The following is a 20,375-nucleotide window of genomic DNA, read 5'->3' as shown; positions in this document are numbered from 1 at the left end:
ACGATCCAGGCGCACGCTGGAACAGCCTAGAGCGTCTAGGCCGAGACCGCCGGAACGCCCGCGGTCCAGGCAGGCGAGACCGATATGCTGATCGTCCACTCAGGGGACGGAGCAATCTCACCGGTCCAGTTGCTTGCGATGGGTTGGGTGGGCCACCAATTCACGTAATCTCGACTCAGCGCCGCAGCGCTGCCGGTCACCTGGTAAGCGGCGATCCCGGCGTTCAGTGCAGCAGTTCCCGCCACCCGGTTATAAACAATGATGTAGCTTCCTACGGCAACGCTGAGCGCCATCGCCGTCTTCACGGGATTTCCAACGATGGAATAGTTCGTCCCGATTGACACTGCACTTATGGAGAAGAGAGCGGCGTCGCCACTCTCATGATAGCTTCCCGCGCTCCCACTCAGCGTCGGGATAAACGCGGCGGCATTGCCGGCAAGTGCGTAGTTTGTCGCCACCCCCGTCGTACGAAGGCCGAAGATCGCCCCATTTCCTCCGATGACGTATGATCCCGCGCCACCGGCCACAACGTTCGAGCCACTTACGCGCATCTGTCCCAGAGCGAGGCGTCCGATCGCATCGAACCCGAGTATCGACATTGCTAGACCCCCCTGATGCTCGAAATTGCGCGGCGGTGCCCCGCACCTCGACGATGAACCTCGTCATGTTGCCCAAAACTTCGCACCGAGGATCCAGCTGGTGCATCAGGCGCCAATTCTGAAGCCTTGAAAATGGGTGCTTGCCGCAGCGCCGAATAATGTCGTGACCCCGTTCGGCAAATAGACATAAGCCTCGACGTAGTCGGTGCTTCCGTTCATCGGGACGGCGCAAACAAGCAGCTTGTTGGCATCGGCCGACATTCCGTTCGAAACTGCCGTATAGGCGCCGTTTTTGATGCGTGCGCCGTTCTTGTAAAGCGACGGCTGACAGCTTTCGGTTAGAGACGTACCTGTTGCAGTCGAGCAATCCAGGACAAAGAGATAGGTGCCGGCAGTCTGCGGGGTGTATCTCCCGGTCGAGGTGTCGAACCAGGTTTCGTTATCGACCGGCTTGTTCGTCCACGTGATCTTGTTATATGCCGCTGCCGTTAGTCCGGTCTGATCAGTGCCGTTTCGGTCGACGATGAAAACACCGCTTTCTGAAGGGTTGGCCCGGATGTTGGTCCGAGCCTGGGCGCGTTGTGCCGCGGTGAAATTGTTCGCTTCCTCGATCGAGATCAGATCTTCTCTCAGGGCCACGATCGCTACTTGCGGCGATACAGTGAAATTGATCTTCGAGGTCGTTCCTGATGAGTTGAACAGGATCGTGGTTCGAGAAAGGACACCGGTAGAGGCGTTCCAGGTTCCTTCGCCGAGCTCCCATTGGGAGAGATCCGCGCTCTCCGCGCGGTACTTGTAGGTCCGGCCATTGACTGCTCCGGCCGCCGCGGGCGCCAGATATCCGCCGACGGGCCCCGCGACCAACCAGTCGGTGGTGCCGCCGGTCGACGGCGAAAATCTGCACGTGTCAAGAAATGCTGCCATGTTACGTAATCGTCAGAATGCCGTTAATCTGGTCGAGAGCGACCGTGAACGTGTTGCCGTTGGTGAGCATCAGGCCCGTGCCGTAGTCCCACCACCCGATCAAAGGCCTCGTTGGAGACGTCGAGTTGTAAAGGACAGCATATTGAAACGGGCCGATCGATCCACCGGCCGCGGTCCAAGCCGGATTCGTTGCGCCGAAGAACCTGAACGTGCCGGAGGTTTGTGATCCCGCGATCGTGCCGATTGACGTTCCACCCACCACGTAACCGTTGCCGGCGGAAAGATCGGCAGGCACATTGTAGACGGTGTTGGTCGCGGCAGGCAGCGCGTTGGTGAGATACACCTTGTAGACCTGCGCGGTTCCGGTCTTCATGTCATGCAGCGCGTTGGCCACGTCCTGCACGAAACAGTTGAACTTGTTGAAGGCAGCCATTGTATGGATTTTCCTAGATGATCTGACCGGAAGCGCGAACCGTCATCGGCCCGGCGTTGAAGGTCGAGGTCAGCCCCAGATTGTTGAGACTGCTGAGTGCGGCCGAGAAGCCGAGCGCCCAGGTCTGGATGCGCCCGTCATCCTTCAGGTAGGGTGCGGCTTCCAGCAGCGCGCCGTAGAGATACAAGTCCGGCGCCGCCGACAGCAGCCAGTTCGGATCATTGCTGGCGAGCGGCGGGACTACCCGCCGATAGACCATTTCAATCGTGTAGGCCTTGTCGGGCGTCGGTGCGATTTCGATCTCGTTGCCGAAGATTGTGAAGTAGCGCGGCTGTCCTGCAACGTCGGAGATGCCGAACCGATATTCGTCAAGCTGCTTGCCTGACTTGAACTCGAGACTGGGCATCCCCGACACACCCGACAGCCGAATCCGGCGCATCGACTGGAAATCCGACGGCAACGCAATGAACTCGGGCTGGTTGGAGGTGAGATCGATCACGGCGATCGCGCGCTGTTCCATCTGGCGAACAAACAACTCTCGATTGAGCTTCGCCTCGGAGAGCTGGATGAAGGTCGGAATCCGCGCGATCAGAACCGTATCCTGATCGCGCGCCAGATACTCCGTGACCGCCGACTGCAGCGAGGCATAATCCACGATCTGTGTCACGTCGCCCCCGTTGTCCATCCGGACTGCAGCTTCGGTCGATCGGTCCGCAAGTAGGCCCATTCGGGATCGTCGAGCTTGCGCTGTACGATGCCGTCGAACTCGGGCGAAAACATCCGCACCGAGGTGTTGCCCTTGGCGTGCTCTTCGTTGAGCCACTTGACGTAGATCACGTTCGGGATCCGCGCGACGTGGCGGCCCCATTCGTTGCGCTGCTGGTCGCGCCGCGCCTCATGATTCCATTGCAGGATCGGCTCGACATCCTGCAGGTGCTCGATCGCAAGGTCGCGCCCGTTGCCGTCGAAATGTGGCCTGATCAGGACGCCGTCCATCACGACATCTCCGCGATCCAGAGAGTTCCGGCAGTTGCTGTGACCAGGCCATTGGTTGCCGCCTTGATCGCTGCGATCTGCTGTCCGGGACTGACGATGACGTATTCGACGACGTTCGCCGGGAGATAACTATCCGCGATCGTCGCGGTCTGAGTGCCGTCGCCGATCCGATAGCAACAAGCGGAGTTGGCGACCAGGCGCAGCTGATAGGTCTCTGTACCGAACGCGTTCGCCGCGCCGACACTCGAATCGTAAGCAATCGTCTGGGTGACGCCGAGGCGCGACGCCGGCTGCTTGGGAAAGAATGACATCAGGCCGTCCTCACCGAGAGAGAGAAGTACATGGGAACGGCGGCCCCGGACGCACCCGACGGCGTCAGCACGACGACATCGTCTTCGTTCAGATAGGTCGGCGAAGGCGGCACCGCCGAGAACAGCAGCCCCGCGGCCGATCCGGCTTGAGGTACCGTGAAGGTCGCCAGTGTGTTGCCGTTGGCGGTGACCGTAACGCTGCCATCGGTCGTGGTGATCGCGCCGCCGAGTACTCCTGTCGCCTTCAGCACGCGGCAACGAAAGGGAATACGAATGTAGGCGGCAGCGGGAGACGCACCGCATGACGGCGTATAGGCCGTCAGATGCTCGGTATTGAGAGTGTGATTACCGGGAAGTGGCATAAAGGCCTCCTGATGCAAAGGAAAGCGGACAAGGGAAAGCGGGCAACCAAGGTTGCCCGCGGATCGCGATGACCCGGCTAGGACGTGGTGTTGTCGAACACACCGCCGGAGGCCTTCTCGTTACGCGCGACCAACGCGTACTCGGCGAGCACCTGACGCCGGTCGGAGTCGCCGGTCTTTGCCAGCGGGATCGAGATCATGTTGCGGCCGTTGAGATAGGCGACGGCCCACTTGTCCATTTCAAGCACCAGAACGTCGCGCGGACGCTGGAAGCGATTGGCGATGACCTTCAGCTTGCCGAAGTCGGATTCGTAGGCGTCGACCGACGCCACGATCTTCTTCGACTTGGCTTCCTCGATCGCAGTGGAGCGGCCGGTGAAGGTGGAGAAGACCTGCTTATTGAAGGCGCCGGTCATGATGGTGCCGGGCTTGCCGCCATTGGTCCAGATCGACGACAGCACGGTCTTCAGCCGCACTTCCGTGAACGCCAGCTGGGTGCCGTCGGTGCGCGTACCGGTGCCGTCGGCCGCAGCCGGATCGGCGCCGCCGCCGGCCGTTCCCTTCGACGTATTGCTCACGATCCACGACAGCACCGACGCCGTCTTGCGCGGTGCGCTGGTCGAGCCGGCAGCCTTCGCCTGGCTGCTACCGACGAGGATCGTCTCGATGTCGCGTTTCAGCTCGAGGCCACGCAGCATCTCCTGGTAAGCGAGCTCGTTGTCGCGGCCGGCATGGTCCACCGCCTGCTGGGTCCCCGACACCTGCGCCATTTTGTAGGAGATCTGGCAGAGGTTGCCGAGCCGCACGGTCGGTACCAGCGCGTTGGCGGTGGGATCGTCACCTTCGAGCTGAGCGTTAGCGTTCGAGGCCGGCGCCAGCGCCTGGGTCTGCCACTCGTGGTTGACGGCGGAGGCCTTTTCCTTGTCGACGCCGCTCATGAACGGCGTGTCGGTCGGATCGATGCGATAGATCATATCACTGAGGTCTTCACGGTTGCCGATCGCCTGATATGTCGTCACCGTGTTGGTAGGCAGAGCCATGTGTTGGTCCTTGTGCTGTCCGACAACGCATGCGACCGCGCCGCCGGTTGGCGGACGCGTTCGTCATCCTGATGTGCGGACGTGATGGTCTTGGGTGGTGAGCGCTCGGGCTGCGCGATGGCGCGGAAGCTTGCTTCCGGTTCGGCCCGCCCTTGTCTCCGCCGTGGCGCCTGCGTGTCGCACAGGGTCGGCGTCACGAAAAAACCCGCGACGTTTCCGGCGCGGGCTCAAAACTCTTGATGGTGAGATTATGCTAGTGAGTTGCCCGACGTGTCAACTCGTATGTTGGGTTTTCTTCATCGACTTGAGAAGCAACCGCCTCGGCGACCTCCATCGATTTTCAATATCTGACACGCGTACTGCCCAGATGGCGGATGGGTGCGGCTGGCGGCGTCGATAAGATCGATTGTATGCTCAGATCCATTGGACGCTCGCACTGTGACGGAATTGCAGATGCGCGTACGCGGGCAATGATGACTGCCACGGGAGATCGACAGCAGTCGATCAGGCCGAAAGCTTGATGAGGCTCAAAAGGCCGCTGGTCACCGCGACGAACAGAACGGGCACCAGATTGGTGGCAGCCACGATCATGCCCACGAGGACGCTATTGTAAACACCGCCTGAGACGGAAAGGAGCGCAACTAAACTCGCGATGAAAAAGACGTTGGCGGAGATCAGCACAAGGACGAACCTGAGGAGACGGCTGCGCCGAATGTTTGCCTCCTCAAGCGACTCCACAAATCTGCCACCGAGGAAAAGGCAGAGAAAATGAAGACTCGAAAGCGACGCCGCCAAGACAAGGCAAGCGATCACCGGCTCGAAGCCACCGGCTGCTATCATGCCCAGAGTAATGAGAGCAGCCGACCAATAGATGAGCGCGGTCTTAATCACGACGTCCAGGATGAAGGCTGCCCACCATTGCGATGTCGAGAGGATCATCCTGAGGCTCGCACGAGAAACACCAAGCAACCCAGAATTGAACATAACGGGAACGTTGTCAAGCGGTCCTACAGGATACCGAACCGCTTCCTCCGCTCCGCCGTCTGCGCCAGCTCCTTCAGTTCAGCCTTCGCCAGTCTGCCGTTTGTGACCGCAGCGGTAAGGTGATCGCGCACCTTGCCGACCACGTTGATGGCGAGGAACAGCTTTTCACGGCCGGACGCGTCGTCGATCGTCGTCGACCGCCAAGCAGCTGTATACGCATGCTCGAGGCTCGCGAATGCTTCGGCGAGCAATTCGTCGGCGAGCAGGCGTTCGGCCCTGACCGCGCGGCCTACGGCCTGGTCAAGTCTCGATTCATCAGTATTCGTCATTGCTGGGGTTCTCCAGAGAAGGGACCGTGTTCGACGGATGCTGCGCTTTGCTTCATTCTCCGCTTTCGGATCCGCATCGAGCAGCGCCGATCGTGGCTTTCAGCCCGGCCTTAGCTGTGGCCAGTTCGCTCTCTCGCGTCTTGGCGTAGCGATGGATGGTAGTGTTCTGCGCGTGCTGTTGTTGCGCCGGCGGGCGGCGATCGCGACTTCGATCCGCGTTCGTTGCCTGCACCGCGATCGCGGCCCGGATTGACGTGGACGCTACTTCGCCGTAGTGCTGCACATCCTCTTTGGAGGCGTCTATCGCTCGTTGCGGTAACGTCGCAGCTTGGACCATCTTGGCATAGGCAACCTTGCTGGCAATTTCGGCCGCCTTGTTGACGAATGGGATTCCGGGGGAGAACTGCCCCCCGTCATCAATGGCCGGCGGCCCGACATCGGGCAGACCTGTGCCCGTCGCAAGCGGTTGGGGCGGATTGTCCAGCTGTCGTCCGGCCTGTTGGGGCGCCTCATCGACGCTGAACGGGTCGTGGTCCACAGGGATTAAGGATACATCTGTGAAGTCCGGTTGATGGTCGACGGGCACCAGCGAAAAATCAGACACGATGAACGACCATCAGGAATTTGCCCGGTCGCTTCGGATCCGGAACATAGTGGTGACCGTCCCTCGCCCTTCGCGCACCGGGCAAGGAAGCACGTTCCGATCTCCGCGCCTCCGTCGCAGCCTTTAGATGTGCATCGAACACCTTGATCTGGGCGTCGAGCTCGGCCTAGATCTTGGCCAGCTCGATCTCGGCTTCGGCCTTGAGCTTTTGATGGATCGCATCGGCCTACGCCTTGGTCTGCAGTGCCAGCACCCGTGGATCGGGCGCCGGTGATGGCGGCGCCGGCGGCGGATACAATAGCTGCCCGGTCTGCGGATTGACCGCGGTCGGATCGTTGAAGAACCGGCTCGGGTTCTTGTGCCCCATGATCCGGGTCAACTCGACGGCCGTGTTGTACAGTTCGCGGTCTCCGACCATGTTGGCCTTGCCGCAACTAATCAGCTCCTTCTGCACATTGGCAAGCGCTGTCACCTGCGCGAATTGTTGCGCCTTGCCGCCGGTGCCGAGGCCGACATTGATCGTCATGTCATCGCGGGTCTTCCAGTTGCGCGGATCGACCGTGATCCAGGCGTTACCCAACCGCACCGTCTGCTGTGCTAGCGAAGTGCACGTTAACCGACCCGCAAGAGCCGCTAGATTGGCATTGCGGCGCTGAACCTTGTCGTTGCAGCATCAAACGGCTTTCGGCGACGTCGAAGCTATGCCCTGCTGATTTCGCATTGGTGCCGGCAACCGCTCCACTAAATGGCTGGCCGAGCCGTCTTTAGCAATTCATCACCGATCGACAGTTCCGGATCTGCGCGAACAACCGCGAAGCGAGGAGCGTCCTTCTTCGCAAAGGTTAGTCGCACTCGCTCGTCTTCATGGGTGCCAGACGGTTGGAAGAACTCGCAGCGTAGCAGAAACGATCCGGCCGGCAGCTCCAGCGGAACGGTCTCCGAAATACTTCCGACTTCTATGGCCCCGTCAGCGGGAACCTCGAAGGGGACCTCTACTGCGCGTACCGCATTGGGGTGAACGGGAGCGGCGTGGTTCACCACATGGATATCGACCGAGTGTCGACCGGACCCGACCATAGAGCTGAACGACACGCTGCCAGGCCGCCAAGTGAAGCCCTGCGAGATATGTTGATCAGTCCAGTCATTATATGGATCCTTCAGCGCGCTCGCGAACACTGAAAGTTGCCCATAGGAGAGCTGGAAACCGATCGTGACTGCCATCGTCAATCTCCAATGTTGATCTTGATTCGCGCCCCGTTGGGCTATCCACGACCTGAATTGCCGACAGAAGCACCGCCCGACCGGTTGTGATTTCGATTGATCGCCCGAACGTCAGCCTCAGCACCGCCTTCTCGAAACATCGCACCAGGGTACTCGTCTAGGTCCTTGCCAGCAACCTTATCCAGCTTGCCAGTCGCTGCCCGTCTGTTCGCGCGGCTGCCAGGGCGATTAATCGTCAGGACGCTTGGGTGACCTGCATTAATGGCATCGGCCGCATGCGCGGCTGCCTCACCGTGAATCGAGCGCGAAAGAGTTATCTCCTTCGCAATATTTGCGGCCTTTAGCGCACCCAGCCGCTTTGCGCCCGGTATCATTCCGGTTGCCGCCGCCGCGGCCCTCGGGAGATCGTCGCGACGTTTCGCATCGATAAGGTCGAGCGCAGAGCCGACAACGCCAAACGGCGTTAACCCAAGCACATTGCCAATGCGCGAGGCCAGATCGTTGGCGGTGTAGGGCTGCATGCCAAGCGCTATCAGCGCGTCGGCTGCGAGATAGCCAATGCGTTGCGTGGGCGTGTACTTCGCCGTCTTCAATTCGCCGGTCGGCCGATTGTACGTCGACCAATCGCCGTTCGAACCGCTGGGAGGAGATATCGCCGCTGACGTCGAATTCTGTGCGGCGATTTGACCCGCGACACCATTGTCCACGGAATCTTGATCATAGGGTACACTTGGCCTTGCTGGCGGCGCGATTGATGCACTGACATTCGGGGCGACAGCGCCGGTCGGACGTGGCTGAGGTTGGCTTTGGGCTTGCGTTCCAGCAGCCTGACTCAAATCGTCCAGGCTGAACGGGTCGTGATCAACCGGAATGAATGAAACATCTCCGAACTCCGGTTGATGCTCGACGGGCACCAGAGAGAATTCAGACATGATGAACGACCATCAGGAATTTGCCGGGCCGCTTCGGGTCCGAAACATAATGGTGGCCGTCCCTCGCCTTCCGTGCGCCCGGCACCGAGGCGCGCTCTGATTTTCGCGCTTCTGTCGCGGCCTTCAGATGCGCGTCGAACACCTTGATCTGGGCGTCGAGTTCGGCCTTGATCTTGGCCAGCTCGATCTCGGCCTCGGCCTTGAGTTTTTGGTGGATCGCATCGGCCTGGGCCTTCTGCTGCTCGACCTGAGCACGATGCGCGACGGCAAGCTGATCCGCCTGCGCCTTGGCCTGCAGCGCAAAGACCCGCGGATCTGGCGGCGGCGCTGGCGGCGCCGGCGGCGGATACAACAACTGGCCGGTCTGCGGATTGACGGCGGTCGGATCGTTGAAGAACCGGCCCGGGTTCTTGTGCCCCATGATCCGGGTCAGCTCGACGGCGGTGTTGTAAAGCTCCCGGTCGCCGACCATGTTGACCTTGCCGCCGCCGATCAGCTCCTTCTGCACATTGGCAAGCGCCATCACCTGTGCGAATTGCTGTGCCTTGCCGCCGGTGCCGAGGCCGACATTGATGGTCATGTCGTCGCGGGTCTTCCAGTTGCGTGGATCGACCGTGACCCAGGCGTTGCGCAGCCGCACGGTTTGTTGCTGCTGGCCGTGCTTGCGGATCGTGCCGTGCAGCAGCGCAAACATGTCGCGCACGCCTTCCGCCATGATCCGTGCGATCAGCTTGATCCGCATCTGCGAGGCCGAGAACACCTGGGCCACCGCGGTCGCCGACTGGTTCTGCAGCGCGTCGGCGTCGATGCCCTGCGACTGTCGGCTGAGGCCGGTGCGGCTCTCGAGCTCGGCGTCAAGATACTGCATCATCGGATAGATCGACGTGGTGATGTCGGGCACCACCTGCCAGTTCAAGCCGCCTGCCGTCTTGGTGCGCACGACGCCGCCAGGCCGCGAGACCAGCAGATCGTCGAGCGTGTTGGGCCCGGCATTACTCTCGGCGACCTCGACGCGCGGATTGTTGTGCAGATAGAGATTGTCCAGCGCGCCGCGCTTCAATGCGGTCTTCTCGCGCTGCAGCGGCATCACCAGGTCGGCGATCGAGCGGCCGAAGAAGCGGTGCGTCATCGGCACCGGCGTCGTCGACGCGAACGGAATGGTGTCGAACGGCGTGATGCAGTCACGGCCGTCTTTGCGCAGGATCTCGCTTTGTTCGCCGCCGGTGATCACTTGGTAAAGGCACGGACGGCCGTTATCTTCATAGTCCATCCGCACGTAGTGCTCGGTGATCCGCACCTGCCGCGCCGCCGAATTGGCACCGCCGGCGCCGGTGCCGAAATGCTCGTCGGCGGTGTCGCGCGCCAGCGTCTCGATATTGGCGTAGCCTGTATAGTCATTCAGCGACTTGATCTGCGCGGCATCGAAGCCTTCGGCAATGAGCTGCGCTTCCGTCTTGGTAACCACTTCGTGGAAGCAGTAATTGCAATCGCGGATGCTGCGTGCGCCGCGTTCGATGCCGAATTCTTCCGGCGGCACGCCCATCACCCTCGCCTGCGCGAGCTTTCGCGTGGTGACGATGGTGACGTCGTGCGTCACGATCGAGGCAAGCGGCATCGCCGCCGGCCCCGGAAGCAAGGGAACAGCCATTTTGTTGAGCTCATCTGATGGAGGTTGGCGGCGGCTTAGGCGCGCGACACGCGCAGGAGCAAACGCCGCGCGTCTATCTGCGCACGAAGCTGCTGCGCACGTAATCTTGCAGAAGATCGTTCAGATCGTACGATGACGGATCGGAAATCCGCGGGTCACCAAGGTCACGCTGCAACGGTCCGGAAACTCGATCGAGAAAACGGACGGGAGGCGCACCTTCGCTGAACACCTCGGCCGGTCGCCGCGGCTCGATCGCGGGTGCCGACCATTCTCGATTCCGGGCGTTGTCACCTAACGCAGCAATCTGCCCCAGAAGGCCGCCGCTCGCACCAGGATGCACGCCGCCATGCGCCGGCGCCTCGTTCAGGGGAGGCGACCCCGACGCGGGCTCCGGATATCCATACTCAAAGACGTTATTGCGACTGGGTACACCGGCCCCCGCGGCGGAGTCGCGCACGAATGTGCTGGTTCGCCCCACTCCATCAGGCTGCGGAGAAACGAAGAACCGAGCAAGAAAGTCTGCGATTTCACGAGGCGAACGGACTGGCGCGGAAGCCCCTGCAGCGTCAAATGACGTAGACCGCCCTGTGCTAGCGTCCGGGTAGTCGTATTCCCAGACATTGCTTCTGGTAGGGATTCCCGCAGCTGCGGCAGAATCGCGGATCAGTGGCCTCTTCCAGGGCTGCGAATAATCATCGGACAGCTCGTAGGGCCCAAAGCCATATGTTATGCCGTAACCAGGCGTACCAAAGCCAACACCGGTGGCACCACCGCTCGTCCCGATATTCCCGCGAACTGGCCCGAATCCGACGCCGCCGGATGCAGACGGTCCCGTCAGCAATCCTTCAAGATCTGAAGTATATCCCGCAGACAGTCCTAAGCGAGGCGTTCCAACGTAAAACTGAGGATAGAGCCTGCCACGATTGTCGATATATGCACCACCTCCAACACCCCACTTGCTGCCAAACGTTCCTCCACCATAAGTACCTGCTGTCATATCTGCTCCTTATCCCGCCTGACCGTCTGCCAGCGCGCAGTTCGCTTGATAGATCTTCCGGGATTTGAATGTCTGATAAGAGGCCCAGAAGAACCCGATCAGAACGAGGCATCCGAATACAGGGTTTCCTGCCGCGAAGAATCCGAGCGAACCGCTCAGGGCTGCCGCACACCCGCCGTACAGCGTCTTCATGTATTCAGCTTGCTGAGATAGTGGCGTCGACGACGCGAGAGCATAGGTGTGGAGCGCGTATCTCGACATGAGGTCGTCCTGAAACTGGGGAGGAAATGAATCGACAAGCTCGCGGTGAATAACTTCGGTTTTGACGGCCGACCAGATCACGGCGATCGCGGTGATGACAAAGAAGACGGCGGACATGGCAATTCCCCGGACATTTCGACGACAGTCGACACTATGCACCGAATTCCGGGCGCTTCGCCATCCCACGGCAGACGTCAGCGACCCGTCGACGGTTGTCGCGCGGATAATCCAGCATCAAACCGCACAAGCCACCCGGTCGCGGCCGCGATGCCGCCCCTGCTGGACTCCAAGGCTCGACGGGCGCGGTTGACGTAGGCCAATCCCCCATGCTCTCGCGGAACGGACCTCGCTCGCTCCGGCCCAGATAGCTGACCGGCGATTCGCTGGCAGCGCCGACCGATCCGACACCGATACGTACACGGAAAAACCGTCGATACATTTCCGCTGATGCCTGGACCAAGCGTGTCATTCCCTGCCTGCGGAAGACCACAGTCGCGCCGGCGCCCGGCAGACCAAAGCTTCGCGTTACGGTAAAGTGTGGGGCATCGGCCTGCGCCCGGGCTCCAGTAGTACGTTCCACCGACCCTTCCGAACGGAACAGGCAGACAGACGGACACGCCATCTGGCTACCGGACCTTCCTTTCGTTGACTGTCATTCATATGCTCCGGTTTGAACGTTACCGTGATAGCGAATATCTCTACGATCGAACCGGCACGCCAGAGCGACGCCCGGGATGCCCCGATCCATAGCGTTGCCGGCATCGAGAGAAACTCAAATGGCGAGACGACCATGAGTTACCTGCTAAGCGGCCTCATCGCGATATGGCTTTGTGGTTTGTATCTTCTCGCTTCATTGAATGTGAGAGATGAGAGAAGGATTGTCCGCCACATCTCGCCAGACGAACAGATGCGGCCGCAAGACGTGCGATCATCGCAAGCGGCGGTGGTGCGCAAGGGCGGGCTCTGGCTGATTGATGCGCTTTTCGTTTGGCCCCGGCATCGCTGTCGCCATGCGAGTGTTCGGACGCATCTTCAACCTCGGTGATTTCCGCGGCGTCCGTCCGACACAAATCGATCCAGCGCGCCTCACCGAGGACGGCCGCGAACATCTCGCGCGGGCGATCCGCAACGAACGGATATTGTATATGTGGTTGGCAGCAGGCAGCGTGCTGCTGATATACGCGGTGTACTATTTCAAGAACTGAGAGTGAGCGATCGACGCCCGAGGATACCAGAGATCGGAAATTGACCGGAAGCCCGAGAGGATCGGAGCGCTTACGGCGAAATCCCGAGCGAGACTTGAGTCCGCCATCCCAATGCAAACCGCACCGCGCGTGGCGGACCGTTGGAGACAAAAGTCATGACCAACGGGGCTCGCAGCAAAGACAAGTGGGTTGAAACTTCTGGTAGCAATCAATATTTTTATCAAGAAAGGTATCGATAGGCACAACCGGTCGAACTGCTCGATGCAGACGAAAGGAAGCTAGATGTGACAAAATGTCCGCATCTGCGCAGATCATGACAAACGAAGCACTACCACCGCCTGACGATGAGAAGCGCTCGATTGCTCGCCTTGTGCTTTCGGTATTGTTTTGGATATGCTTTCTGGCTTGGCCATGTTTGTTGGCGATTCCCAATCCGCTCCTGGGAGAAGACAAAGATGGCTCTTGGAGATTGATTCAGGCGGGCTGGCTGATATTCGTGTTGATCGAAATACAATTTCCAAGTCCTCAGCCCGATTTGAAACGCAGTTCAATCGCAGGCAATATCGTGAATTTCCTGGTGGAGGTCCTGCTCGCATTCCGAAAGTGAAGCGAGGGACGAGATTTTCACTTTCCACGATTTCCCCGAATTGCGAGCGCCAACGGAACACCGCGGCGCAGCCAGGGCCAGCCTTTCTGCAAAGCCTGCCCCGCGGAACTCTCCGGATAGGCATCCTCCATCGCCTGAACCGCCACGCCTGGCAGCACGGCATGTTTGGACAATGTCGCGGGCAGCCGACGTAGAACTGCGCCCGACTTCGCCAGGTTGCGTGCGGCGACGAGCCCTTCTCCGCCGACCAAGGTCGGTACCATTTCGCCAATCGTTTCCGCGTAACGTCCGGCCGCAGTCTTCGGCTGATACAATTCGCCGACAAGGTTTTCGAGCGAATGCCGCCAGGCGTCTGCATTCCACGACTCGAAGTAATCGGGTGCATCGTCGGGGAGCGGCGGAAGATCGTTACTCCGTCTCCACAGGTTCGGAACGGCGTTCTTCGGAAAATGACCAAAACCGGTAAGCACATCGCCGGGCAAGCCGGCGATACCGATAGCACCGTTGACGGCTCCAATCCCTGCTGACTTCGCGATATCAAGCGGATCCGGTGCCGGCGCATTCGCTCGAACCGCACTTCTCACGCCGCGAGCCACTCGCGCCGCAGCCACCTCTCGCGCTTGCAGCGCCTGATCGCTCTCAGATTGTGGAATCGAAGGTGGAGGTGTCGCCCGTGACGCTGGATCGTCGGGCACCTGCGGTTGAACGTTGTTTGGAAGTCGCGAAAGCTGCCTGAAGCTTGGATCACGCGGCATACGAAGCGTTCCTTCGCCAGAGCCTGGAATCGACTGGTCCTGGTCCTGCTCCATTTTCAACGCCTGGAGTCTGCGAAGCAGCCCGCCCTGCGCGCTACTGAAAATATCGCGGCCGTAGTTGGGCACGGCGTTCGGCGGTTCGCCAGAATCACCCTCCATCTGCAGCAAATTCCGCTGTTGCATCGCACGCCGCAGCAGGCCGGACAGGCCACCGCCGGTGGCGTAAGTACCGGGGTCGAATTCGTACCCGTCGCGAAAATTGATTGCGCCCATTGCTGCGATCTCCCTCCATCGTGATGTTCCTGCCTTCATCGCGCCCCGGCGACGACCCATCCGAGATCAGGCGTCGACAGGGGACGGCAATGTCAGCTCGTCGCTTCGGTCTGGGTCTCGCCGGCAAGATCGTGCGCGGTATGCTCGATGATCTTCATCGCGCCGTTCGACTCCGTCACCGCCTGCGCCAGCAGCGCGAACTGGTCGTCGGTGAGATCATAGTAGGTCTCGCGGCTCTCTTCCTCGCGCTCCTCCCACCACACTTTGACGACGCCGACCTTCGACAACAGCGCGTCCTTAACGAAAGAATAGAGCGTCATGAAGCCGGGGTTTTGCTGCATGAAGACGTGATTGACGTAATCGGTCTCCTGCTGCGCGGCGGCCTCGTCCTCGGGGCCGACAGGCTCGAAGCGCACCACCTCGTCGGAGCCAGCGAAGATGTCCATCAGCGAAGGCATCAGCCCTTCGATGGTGTCGGCGACGTCCGTCGAGACGGCGCGCGAGCGGCCGTCCTGCGCCGGCATGTCCTTGCGCATGTCGCCGAGATAGTAGTCCATTGCATCCGCCCGCTCCTCCGCGAGCCGCGCCGCGGACAGCGCCGCGAGCGCGTCGGCCTTTTCGGAGGCGAGCATTGCCTTGAGGTCGGAAGTCGACATTTTTGCCATGATTGAAAACCTGGGTATGGGAATGTGACGTCTGAGATCGCTATTCTGACAGGCAGTTGCGCCGGTCAGGACGCACGCCAAAGCAGCTTGATTGCCTACTCGTTCGCAGAGGCGCATCCGCAAACAACCAACTCCGACGATTGCCCGGCTCGCATCGGTGGCCACGATCTTGACGGCCATTTTGTCGCATCAACCACCCCGGAGATAAGCATGACAACTTGGAATAACGTAATGAACTGTCAACCGCGGCATGTTTCGGGCCGATAATTGCAGAACCCGGAGCTAGCGCGATATATTGCGCAACATCGAACCCGCGGTGCGAGGACCAATGCAATCTCGACGTCAATCTCCAAACATCAAACCATCGACCGGCCGCTCGGCGATACGGTTCACCTTCGGCATCGCGGGTCCTGGTGATTGCGGCTGAGACGGTCTCTGCGCAAGAACCCGCAAAGCCCGCGATGGACGCTTGGCGTCCGAAGGATGGTGTCTACGCCGTGACTGGACGAGGATTTAACGACCGATGCCTGGAATTTGGTGACACCAGTATCGATTGGAAAAACAATAGTATCAACGGCGGCGAAGAAGAATGCAAGATCAACCGGACGACGGATACGGCGCCGGGTGAATTGCGGCTTGACCTGACCTGCACTGACATCGAGAGGCCGACGCCTCACACCGAAATCATCCAGCTCAAGAAGATCAACGAGACGACGCTCTTTCTTCGTGAGACTCAGAACGGAAAATTTGGGCGCCCGGGCGCACAGTTTGCATATTGTCCTGCGGCAACTCAGAAAGCGTACGTCAACGCTCGAAAGAAACCTCAGTAAGCGCCGCTTCTCCGGCGAACTGATCAAACGACGGCGGGCTGACGGCTGGTCCCGCGATACCTGATCCCTCGGTTGATATTTCCTGCCCAGCCCGGCGCCTCGGGCAGGTCGAAATCAGGACAGTCGAGCCGGCGGGGCGGCGGCTCGACCCAGCCATGCTCCGGGCCAACATTGAACTACTGTGTTCTCTTCCAGTTAGGTGACCGCAACTTGCCGTTAGCCCATTCACCTGGCGCGCCGGCCTCGTTTACAACGCCTCGGATCGACATCGGAAACGGATAATCCGGCGTCGGATCGCCAGAGACGATCCCGGATTGCGAGTAGACGTTCGGTGATATCGCTTGATAGGGGCCACGTGGTGCGGCTGTCGGCCCCGAAGACGTCCAATCCCCGAAGCGGCTTTCGAACGAGGCGGGCTGGTCGTCGGGAAGCTCGTTGGGCATTGTGGCTGGTCTTGTCATTTGGTCGGAAAGGATCGCCGCGGTCTGCGGTGACATCCGCACAAGGCGACGAACGTCCCTGTTATCGTCGGAGCCGGCGCCCGGGGCATCTCGATCCGCGGCGGATCTACCGGCTGCTCCCAGGTAACGCCGGTAGTCGTCGACGTGGGCTGGCGGTGCCGGGTTGGGGTCAAACGGTGCGTGTTGATCCCAGAAGGCGCTCGGGTCGATCACACGACCCGCGGGGTCTCGAAGTTGGTAGTGGACGTGATTTGCCTTTTTGGGATCGCTTGATGCGCCCGTATTGCCCATGGTTCCAATAAATTGGCCTGCAGCGACCGGATCGCCAACGGAGACGTACTGTGAATGGCTATGCAGAATTTCGTGAGAGAAGCCATCTGCATCTCGGATGGCTATCGTTCCATACCGACCTCCGCCTGCCTGCGTAACGACACCCGCCACCGGCGAACGCAATGCCGGATTGATTAGATTGGGGCCAAATTGCCCCGGGACGTTGTAGTTGAAATCGACGCCTCGGTGCGGGTTCGTTGAGCCCGGTGGTCGCTGCTTTACCTCACCATATCGGCTAGTGACATGAGGGTCGATCCCAACCAGTGGAGGCAATGTTCTTCGCATCGTATCTTGCCATGACATATCGAACTCCATAATCGGTTATTCTATTGATCAACCTTGAATTGATCAGGTATCTTCGGTCCGACAACTCTTCGATTTGACGGAGCAGGCACCGTGCGTGAGAGACTCGGACCAGATGCAAGATCGACGTCGGGTTCGCGCATGACATACGCCGCCTTGGCGCTCGCCTGCGTTGCCGGCCAAATCACCGATGTCTCGGCGCAGAACACGACCAAATTGACCGTCGAGAAGTGGCGTCCAGCCGATGGCCTTTACGCCAGTCCCGGCAAGGATTTCGAGGCGCAATGTTTGGAGTACGGTGACTTCATTATCGAGCTTTCGCGAAACTCAGTCGGCGGAAACGAATGGGGCTGCAGGGTCAGAACGGTTTCCGACATGGCCGATGGTACCGTCAAACTTGACATGAGCTGCGACGATTACAACCTCGCGGAAACTCTCGGCTCGCGGGGCCGCAACGCTGAGGACAGGAAATTCCGGGAGACCATGCTGGTCAGACAGGTTGACGGGAAGGCGATCTCGGTCCGGAAAACACTTAATGGAAAATTCAAAGGACCGGCATGGAGGGCCGACTATTGCCCCCCGGGGGCTCAGCGCCTGTATGCCGACAACAAAGCACAAGACGAAAGGAAGGCCGCCGAGCAAAGCGCGATGCAACATCCTTGGCGACCGAAGCCTGGCGTCTATGCGACCCCTGGCACTGATTTCAGCGAGCGCTGTCTGCAGTCAGGAACCACCACCATCGATCTCGATCAGCGATCAATTGCGAGCGGCACCGACAAGTGCGGCGTGACCTCCATCCGAGACAATCCGGACAACATCCAGGTTTTCGTCGCCTGCAACACGCCACCAAGTTCAGAAACCGTGATCTTGAAACGGATCGATGACAAAGCCCTGCTCCTGCGGAAAAGCTCGAACAGGGAATTCAAGGACGATGGCAGTCCACTTGCATACTGCCCGGAAGCGGTGCAGCGAATCTACGACGCCACTTCAAAGCAAAGGAAGTAACTGATCTCCGGATCCGGTCTGATGGCGCCTCGTACCACGACTTACACCCACCCCTGCTCCCGGTACTTGATCACTCGATTGAAACTCCCTGCCCTCCCCGGCGCTTCGTAGCAGATCGCCATCAGGCCGAGCGCGTCGGCGGCGTGGCTCGACCAGTCGTGCTCGGGGCCGAGGCCGACATTGCGCAGTTCGTCCTTGCGCTCGTGATAGAAGCCGATTGCGTCGCGCCCCGCTTCGGTCGTGTCCTCGTTCCACCAGATCTGCGGTCCGAGTCTGCGCAGCGCCTCGATCCGCATCATCACGGCGCCGCGGCCCTGGTTCTTCACCGGCGGCTCGACGGCAAAGCCGGCGTCGCGGAGATGGTCCTCGTAGCGTTTTCCCGTGACGTTGTTGGTTGCCATGCCGTCGTGCGGCAGATAGAGGATCGCGTTTTGATAGCCACGCGAGCGCAGCCAGTTGACGTGATACGCCAGTACCTGGCCGGCCGACTCGTAGTAATCGAGCACCTTGATCTCGCTGCCGGCCCATTGGACGATCCAGATCGTGAATGCGTCGGCCGTCGCACCAGCACCGCCGATGTCGATGAAGGCCCGTAGCGGCAGTAGCGGGTCTGCGGCGACCTTGCCGATCCGTCCGTCCTTGCGCGCCTGGCCGAGCAACTCCGCGAAGTAAGCGCCTTCGAATGCTTGCACGTATCCGCCTTCCCAGATGTGATCGTAACGGCCGGGGTAGAGCGAAAGGTCGGTGCGTCGCTCCTCGTCGAGCACGGGTGGAAACCACGGATTGTCGCGCCAGCTCGCGTTGATGACAATCGATCCCGGCGGCTTGCGGCCGCGCAAGAAATCATCGATCGCATCCGACTTGCGTCGTGGATTCCAGCTCGCCCATAGCTCCGAACCCGGCGCGCGGATTGTCGGCCGCAGCAGAGCCAGACTATGCGCGCTGAGGGACTGCGCCTCGTCAACCCACGCGACCTTGAACCCCTCGAGGCTTTTGATCGAGTCGGCCGTATGATCCTTCATGCCCCGGAAGATGATCACGCCATCGCCGGGCGCGGCGATCTTGTCGGAATAGAGCTTGAAGCCCGCACCGATGCCGAGAGACGCAATCTTGCCCTCGATCAATCGCTTGGAAGATTGCGCGAGCGTCCGCTGCGCCTCGCGAATGCAGACCGCGAGCGTGCCGCGTTCGGCCTGGCACATCTCGACCAGAAGCTCGCCAAAGAAGTGAGATTTGCCGGAGCCCCTGCCGCCAAATGCCCCCTTGTAGCGCGCGGGCTGCAACAACGGCTCGAACACTTTTGCGGTTGGAATTCTCAGGATCGACAAGGCTGCTCTCGATAGGCAAACGGGTCTGCGCCGGGCGGTGTCCTCGACGATCGTCGGCCGTGAACCGTCACTGACGAGGACGCGGCCGGATCCGGCCGGCAAGCCAATCGTCGAAATTCGTCTCCGGAACCTCGGACTCTTCAGGAAAGCCAAAGACCGACGGAGGCAGAAATCGCATGGGCTGTCCGCTGAAAGGGCTCAGCGGCCTCATCGCGTCCGAAGGCGTACCCGCCGGCGGAGCGGACGCTGGAAAGCGCTCTTCGAACGAAGCGAGCGGGCCGGGGCGAGGCATCGAGCCTCGCGGAGCGAACGGCACAGCCGGCGCTCCAGCCTCGAACGCATTTTGCTCCTCGCCTGAGACCGGGACACGAACGAGACGACGAGGAGGCGGTCCATCGCTCCTCGAAGCCTGCCAAGGACTGTCAGGTGGTGCGACGAATGATTGCGTCTCGTAGAGCGGTTGCGACGACGACGCTGATCCAGGCGAAAATTGCCGGCCGGTACCGAAACGACCGAATGCGCCGGCATTCGTTGGCTCCGGATTGAGATAGTTGTAGCGCGGATCCCGCGCTGTCCCGACGCGTGGTAACAAACTAGACGGCGGGAAGGCGGGATGATGGCTGGAGTTCAGTGGATCGTTGCCATAGAGCCCCTCCCAATATGACGGATCGGAGTCATAGAGAGCCCGCGCCTGAGAATAATCGTGAAGATTGAACTCCCGCTTGATTCGATCGACATACGGTTCATCGCGGTTGGTACTCACCTTCATGATTTCATTGGCAATGGCTTGAGCCGCCAACCATGTCGACGCTCCTCTGCCCATCTTGGCAGGCAATTTGGACATATTCGATCTCCATAGAAATCTGAAGTATCAGCGTGAAGCCAATCGAACTGGCTCGCGCATGCGCGATCTGCTGAGTACGCTCTATTGGAAGTTGGCCACTCGTTCGAAAATCGTCGGAGCCTCGAGTT

At 60.3% G+C, this 20,375-nt stretch carries 25 protein-coding genes; 4 read left to right on the top strand and 21 right to left on the bottom strand.

What is annotated here, in order from left to right; all coding sequences use genetic code 11:
• Positions 1 to 35 precede the first annotated feature (35 nt).
• The 16 genes from ACTUWL_RS27345 to ACTUWL_RS27270 form a co-directional block, all read right to left on the bottom strand.
• Positions 36 to 599: a hypothetical protein gene (locus tag ACTUWL_RS27345; RefSeq protein ID WP_021080393.1), complete on the bottom strand. Its 564-nt coding sequence runs from the start codon at positions 597 to 599 to the stop codon at positions 36 to 38.
• Positions 600 to 704: 105 nt separating this feature from the next.
• A complete protein-coding gene (locus ACTUWL_RS27340) occupies positions 705 to 1,523 on the bottom strand; it encodes a hypothetical protein (protein WP_021080392.1) in 819 nt (272 codons plus the stop codon).
• Position 1,524: 1 nt separating this feature from the next.
• Positions 1,525 to 1,956 (bottom strand): hypothetical protein, encoded by a 432-nt coding sequence (locus tag ACTUWL_RS27335; RefSeq protein ID WP_021080391.1) that lies wholly within the window; start codon positions 1,954 to 1,956, stop codon positions 1,525 to 1,527.
• Between the two features lie 13 nt (positions 1,957 to 1,969).
• Complete coding sequence (locus tag ACTUWL_RS27330; protein ID WP_035652314.1) at positions 1,970 to 2,623, bottom strand: phage adaptor protein; 654 nt, start codon at positions 2,621 to 2,623, stop codon at positions 1,970 to 1,972.
• Entirely contained in the window at positions 2,620 to 2,952 is a 333-nt protein-coding gene (locus tag ACTUWL_RS27325) for a hypothetical protein (RefSeq protein ID WP_021080389.1), read from the bottom strand. Before ACTUWL_RS27325 ends, ACTUWL_RS27330 begins: the two co-directional genes overlap by 4 nt.
• Entirely contained in the window at positions 2,952 to 3,263 is a 312-nt protein-coding gene (locus tag ACTUWL_RS27320; protein ID WP_021080388.1) for a hypothetical protein, read from the bottom strand. Before ACTUWL_RS27320 ends, ACTUWL_RS27325 begins: the two co-directional genes overlap by 1 nt.
• Positions 3,263 to 3,625, bottom strand: coding sequence for a hypothetical protein (locus ACTUWL_RS27315; protein ID WP_021080387.1), 363 nt, complete (start codon positions 3,623 to 3,625; stop codon positions 3,263 to 3,265). Before ACTUWL_RS27315 ends, ACTUWL_RS27320 begins: the two co-directional genes overlap by 1 nt.
• 77 nt (positions 3,626 to 3,702) lie before the next feature.
• Complete coding sequence (locus tag ACTUWL_RS27310; RefSeq protein ID WP_021080386.1) at positions 3,703 to 4,665, bottom strand: DUF5309 domain-containing protein; 963 nt, start codon at positions 4,663 to 4,665, stop codon at positions 3,703 to 3,705.
• Between the two features lie 504 nt (positions 4,666 to 5,169).
• Entirely contained in the window at positions 5,170 to 5,604 is a 435-nt protein-coding gene (locus ACTUWL_RS27305) for a hypothetical protein (protein ID WP_021080385.1), read from the bottom strand.
• Positions 5,605 to 5,672: 68 nt separating this feature from the next.
• A complete protein-coding gene (locus tag ACTUWL_RS27300; RefSeq protein WP_021080384.1) occupies positions 5,673 to 5,978 on the bottom strand; it encodes a hypothetical protein in 306 nt (101 codons plus the stop codon).
• 52 nt (positions 5,979 to 6,030) lie between these two features.
• Entirely contained in the window at positions 6,031 to 6,582 is a 552-nt protein-coding gene (locus ACTUWL_RS27295) for a hypothetical protein (RefSeq protein ID WP_106940148.1), read from the bottom strand.
• A 226-nt stretch (positions 6,583 to 6,808) separates the two neighbouring features.
• A complete protein-coding gene (locus tag ACTUWL_RS27290; protein ID WP_035652231.1) occupies positions 6,809 to 7,162 on the bottom strand; it encodes a portal protein in 354 nt (117 codons plus the stop codon).
• A 161-nt stretch (positions 7,163 to 7,323) separates the two neighbouring features.
• Positions 7,324 to 7,803, bottom strand: a complete 480-nt coding sequence (comJ, locus tag ACTUWL_RS27285) for a competence protein ComJ (RefSeq protein WP_021080382.1) — start codon at positions 7,801 to 7,803, stop codon at positions 7,324 to 7,326.
• Between the two features lie 41 nt (positions 7,804 to 7,844).
• Positions 7,845 to 8,735: a NucA/NucB deoxyribonuclease domain-containing protein gene (locus ACTUWL_RS27280; RefSeq protein ID WP_021080381.1), complete on the bottom strand. Its 891-nt coding sequence runs from the start codon at positions 8,733 to 8,735 to the stop codon at positions 7,845 to 7,847.
• Positions 8,728 to 10,383, bottom strand: a complete 1,656-nt coding sequence (locus tag ACTUWL_RS27275; protein ID WP_146160350.1) for a portal protein — start codon at positions 10,381 to 10,383, stop codon at positions 8,728 to 8,730. Before ACTUWL_RS27275 ends, ACTUWL_RS27280 begins: the two co-directional genes overlap by 8 nt.
• A gap of 1,006 nt (positions 10,384 to 11,389) precedes the next feature.
• The gene (locus ACTUWL_RS27270) at positions 11,390 to 11,758 is read right to left on the bottom strand and encodes a hypothetical protein (RefSeq protein WP_021080377.1); all 369 of its coding nucleotides are present in this window, start codon (positions 11,756 to 11,758) and stop codon (positions 11,390 to 11,392) included.
• Positions 11,759 to 12,615: 857 nt separating this feature from the next.
• On the opposite strand from ACTUWL_RS27270, the gene ACTUWL_RS27265 reads away from it, so the two are divergent.
• Both ACTUWL_RS27265 and ACTUWL_RS27260 read left to right on the top strand, forming a co-directional pair.
• Complete coding sequence (locus ACTUWL_RS27265; RefSeq protein ID WP_021080376.1) at positions 12,616 to 12,846, top strand: hypothetical protein; 231 nt, start codon at positions 12,616 to 12,618, stop codon at positions 12,844 to 12,846.
• A gap of 292 nt (positions 12,847 to 13,138) precedes the next feature.
• A complete protein-coding gene (locus ACTUWL_RS27260; protein ID WP_146160351.1) occupies positions 13,139 to 13,453 on the top strand; it encodes a hypothetical protein in 315 nt (104 codons plus the stop codon).
• Positions 13,454 to 13,470: 17 nt separating this feature from the next.
• Here ACTUWL_RS27260 and ACTUWL_RS27255 read toward each other — a convergent pair whose 3' ends face one another.
• The gene (locus tag ACTUWL_RS27255; protein WP_021080375.1) at positions 13,471 to 14,481 is read right to left on the bottom strand and encodes a hypothetical protein; all 1,011 of its coding nucleotides are present in this window, start codon (positions 14,479 to 14,481) and stop codon (positions 13,471 to 13,473) included.
• Positions 14,482 to 14,573: 92 nt separating this feature from the next.
• Positions 14,574 to 15,146 carry a portal protein gene (locus tag ACTUWL_RS27250; RefSeq protein WP_021080374.1) on the bottom strand — a complete coding sequence of 191 codons (573 nt, stop codon included), beginning with the start codon at positions 15,144 to 15,146 and terminating at the stop codon, positions 14,574 to 14,576.
• A 413-nt stretch (positions 15,147 to 15,559) separates the two neighbouring features.
• On the opposite strand from ACTUWL_RS27250, the gene ACTUWL_RS27245 reads away from it, so the two are divergent.
• On the top strand, positions 15,560 to 15,976 hold the full coding sequence (locus tag ACTUWL_RS27245; RefSeq protein WP_035652222.1) for a hypothetical protein: 417 nt from the start codon (positions 15,560 to 15,562) through the stop codon (positions 15,974 to 15,976).
• A 176-nt stretch (positions 15,977 to 16,152) separates the two neighbouring features.
• Here the strand turns inward: ACTUWL_RS27245 and ACTUWL_RS27240 are convergent, their stop codons facing one another.
• Positions 16,153 to 17,082: a M23 family metallopeptidase gene (locus tag ACTUWL_RS27240; RefSeq protein WP_106940150.1), complete on the bottom strand. Its 930-nt coding sequence runs from the start codon at positions 17,080 to 17,082 to the stop codon at positions 16,153 to 16,155.
• Positions 17,083 to 17,211: 129 nt separating this feature from the next.
• Here ACTUWL_RS27240 and ACTUWL_RS27235 point away from each other — a divergent pair, with 129 nt between their 5' ends.
• Entirely contained in the window at positions 17,212 to 18,075 is an 864-nt protein-coding gene (locus ACTUWL_RS27235; protein ID WP_021080372.1) for a hypothetical protein, read from the top strand.
• Between the two features lie 41 nt (positions 18,076 to 18,116).
• Here the strand turns inward: ACTUWL_RS27235 and ACTUWL_RS27230 are convergent, their stop codons facing one another.
• Positions 18,117 to 19,403, bottom strand: coding sequence for a PBSX family phage terminase large subunit (locus ACTUWL_RS27230; protein ID WP_021080371.1), 1,287 nt, complete (start codon positions 19,401 to 19,403; stop codon positions 18,117 to 18,119).
• Between the two features lie 67 nt (positions 19,404 to 19,470).
• A complete protein-coding gene (locus ACTUWL_RS27225; protein WP_021080370.1) occupies positions 19,471 to 20,247 on the bottom strand; it encodes a hypothetical protein in 777 nt (258 codons plus the stop codon).
• Positions 20,248 to 20,375: the final 128 nt, after the last annotated feature.

The organism is Bradyrhizobium sp. WCU1, assembly GCF_053474805.1.
The sequence above is the reverse complement of the archived record's forward strand: the minus strand, read 5'-3'. Positions and strand labels throughout refer to the sequence as shown.

Bases quoted from the DNA above. Each gene is read 5' to 3' on its own strand.
- ACTUWL_RS27300 (WP_021080384.1), bottom strand. From the start codon at position 5,978: ATGACGAATACTGATGAATCGAGACTTGACCAGGCCGTAGGCCGCGCG.
- ACTUWL_RS27320 (WP_021080388.1), bottom strand. From the start codon at position 3,263: ATGTCATTCTTTCCCAAGCAGCCGGCGTCGCGCCTCGGCGTCACCCAG.
- ACTUWL_RS27280 (WP_021080381.1), bottom strand. From the start codon at position 8,735: ATGTCTGAATTCTCTCTGGTGCCCGTCGAGCATCAACCGGAGTTCGGA.
- ACTUWL_RS27265 (WP_021080376.1), top strand. From the start codon at position 12,616: ATGCGCTTTTCGTTTGGCCCCGGCATCGCTGTCGCCATGCGAGTGTTC.
- comJ (WP_021080382.1), bottom strand. From the start codon at position 7,803: ATGGCAGTCACGATCGGTTTCCAGCTCTCCTATGGGCAACTTTCAGTG.
- ACTUWL_RS27325 (WP_021080389.1), bottom strand. From the start codon at position 2,952: ATGGACGGCGTCCTGATCAGGCCACATTTCGACGGCAACGGGCGCGAC.
- ACTUWL_RS27275 (WP_146160350.1), bottom strand. From the start codon at position 10,383: ATGGCTGTTCCCTTGCTTCCGGGGCCGGCGGCGATGCCGCTTGCCTCG.
- ACTUWL_RS27315 (WP_021080387.1), bottom strand. From the start codon at position 3,625: ATGCCACTTCCCGGTAATCACACTCTCAATACCGAGCATCTGACGGCC.
- ACTUWL_RS27235 (WP_021080372.1), top strand. From the start codon at position 17,212: ATGACATACGCCGCCTTGGCGCTCGCCTGCGTTGCCGGCCAAATCACC.
- ACTUWL_RS27260 (WP_146160351.1), top strand. From the start codon at position 13,139: ATGTCCGCATCTGCGCAGATCATGACAAACGAAGCACTACCACCGCCT.
- ACTUWL_RS27335 (WP_021080391.1), bottom strand. From the start codon at position 1,956: ATGGCTGCCTTCAACAAGTTCAACTGTTTCGTGCAGGACGTGGCCAAC.
- ACTUWL_RS27310 (WP_021080386.1), bottom strand. From the start codon at position 4,665: ATGGCTCTGCCTACCAACACGGTGACGACATATCAGGCGATCGGCAAC.
- ACTUWL_RS27255 (WP_021080375.1), bottom strand. From the start codon at position 14,481: ATGGGCGCAATCAATTTTCGCGACGGGTACGAATTCGACCCCGGTACT.
- ACTUWL_RS27305 (WP_021080385.1), bottom strand. From the start codon at position 5,604: ATGATCCTCTCGACATCGCAATGGTGGGCAGCCTTCATCCTGGACGTC.
- ACTUWL_RS27345 (WP_021080393.1), bottom strand. From the start codon at position 599: ATGTCGATACTCGGGTTCGATGCGATCGGACGCCTCGCTCTGGGACAG.
- ACTUWL_RS27240 (WP_106940150.1), bottom strand. From the start codon at position 17,082: ATGGAGTTCGATATGTCATGGCAAGATACGATGCGAAGAACATTGCCT.
- ACTUWL_RS27340 (WP_021080392.1), bottom strand. From the start codon at position 1,523: ATGGCAGCATTTCTTGACACGTGCAGATTTTCGCCGTCGACCGGCGGC.
- ACTUWL_RS27270 (WP_021080377.1), bottom strand. From the start codon at position 11,758: ATGTCCGCCGTCTTCTTTGTCATCACCGCGATCGCCGTGATCTGGTCG.
- ACTUWL_RS27250 (WP_021080374.1), bottom strand. From the start codon at position 15,146: ATGGCAAAAATGTCGACTTCCGACCTCAAGGCAATGCTCGCCTCCGAA.
- ACTUWL_RS27225 (WP_021080370.1), bottom strand. From the start codon at position 20,247: ATGTCCAAATTGCCTGCCAAGATGGGCAGAGGAGCGTCGACATGGTTG.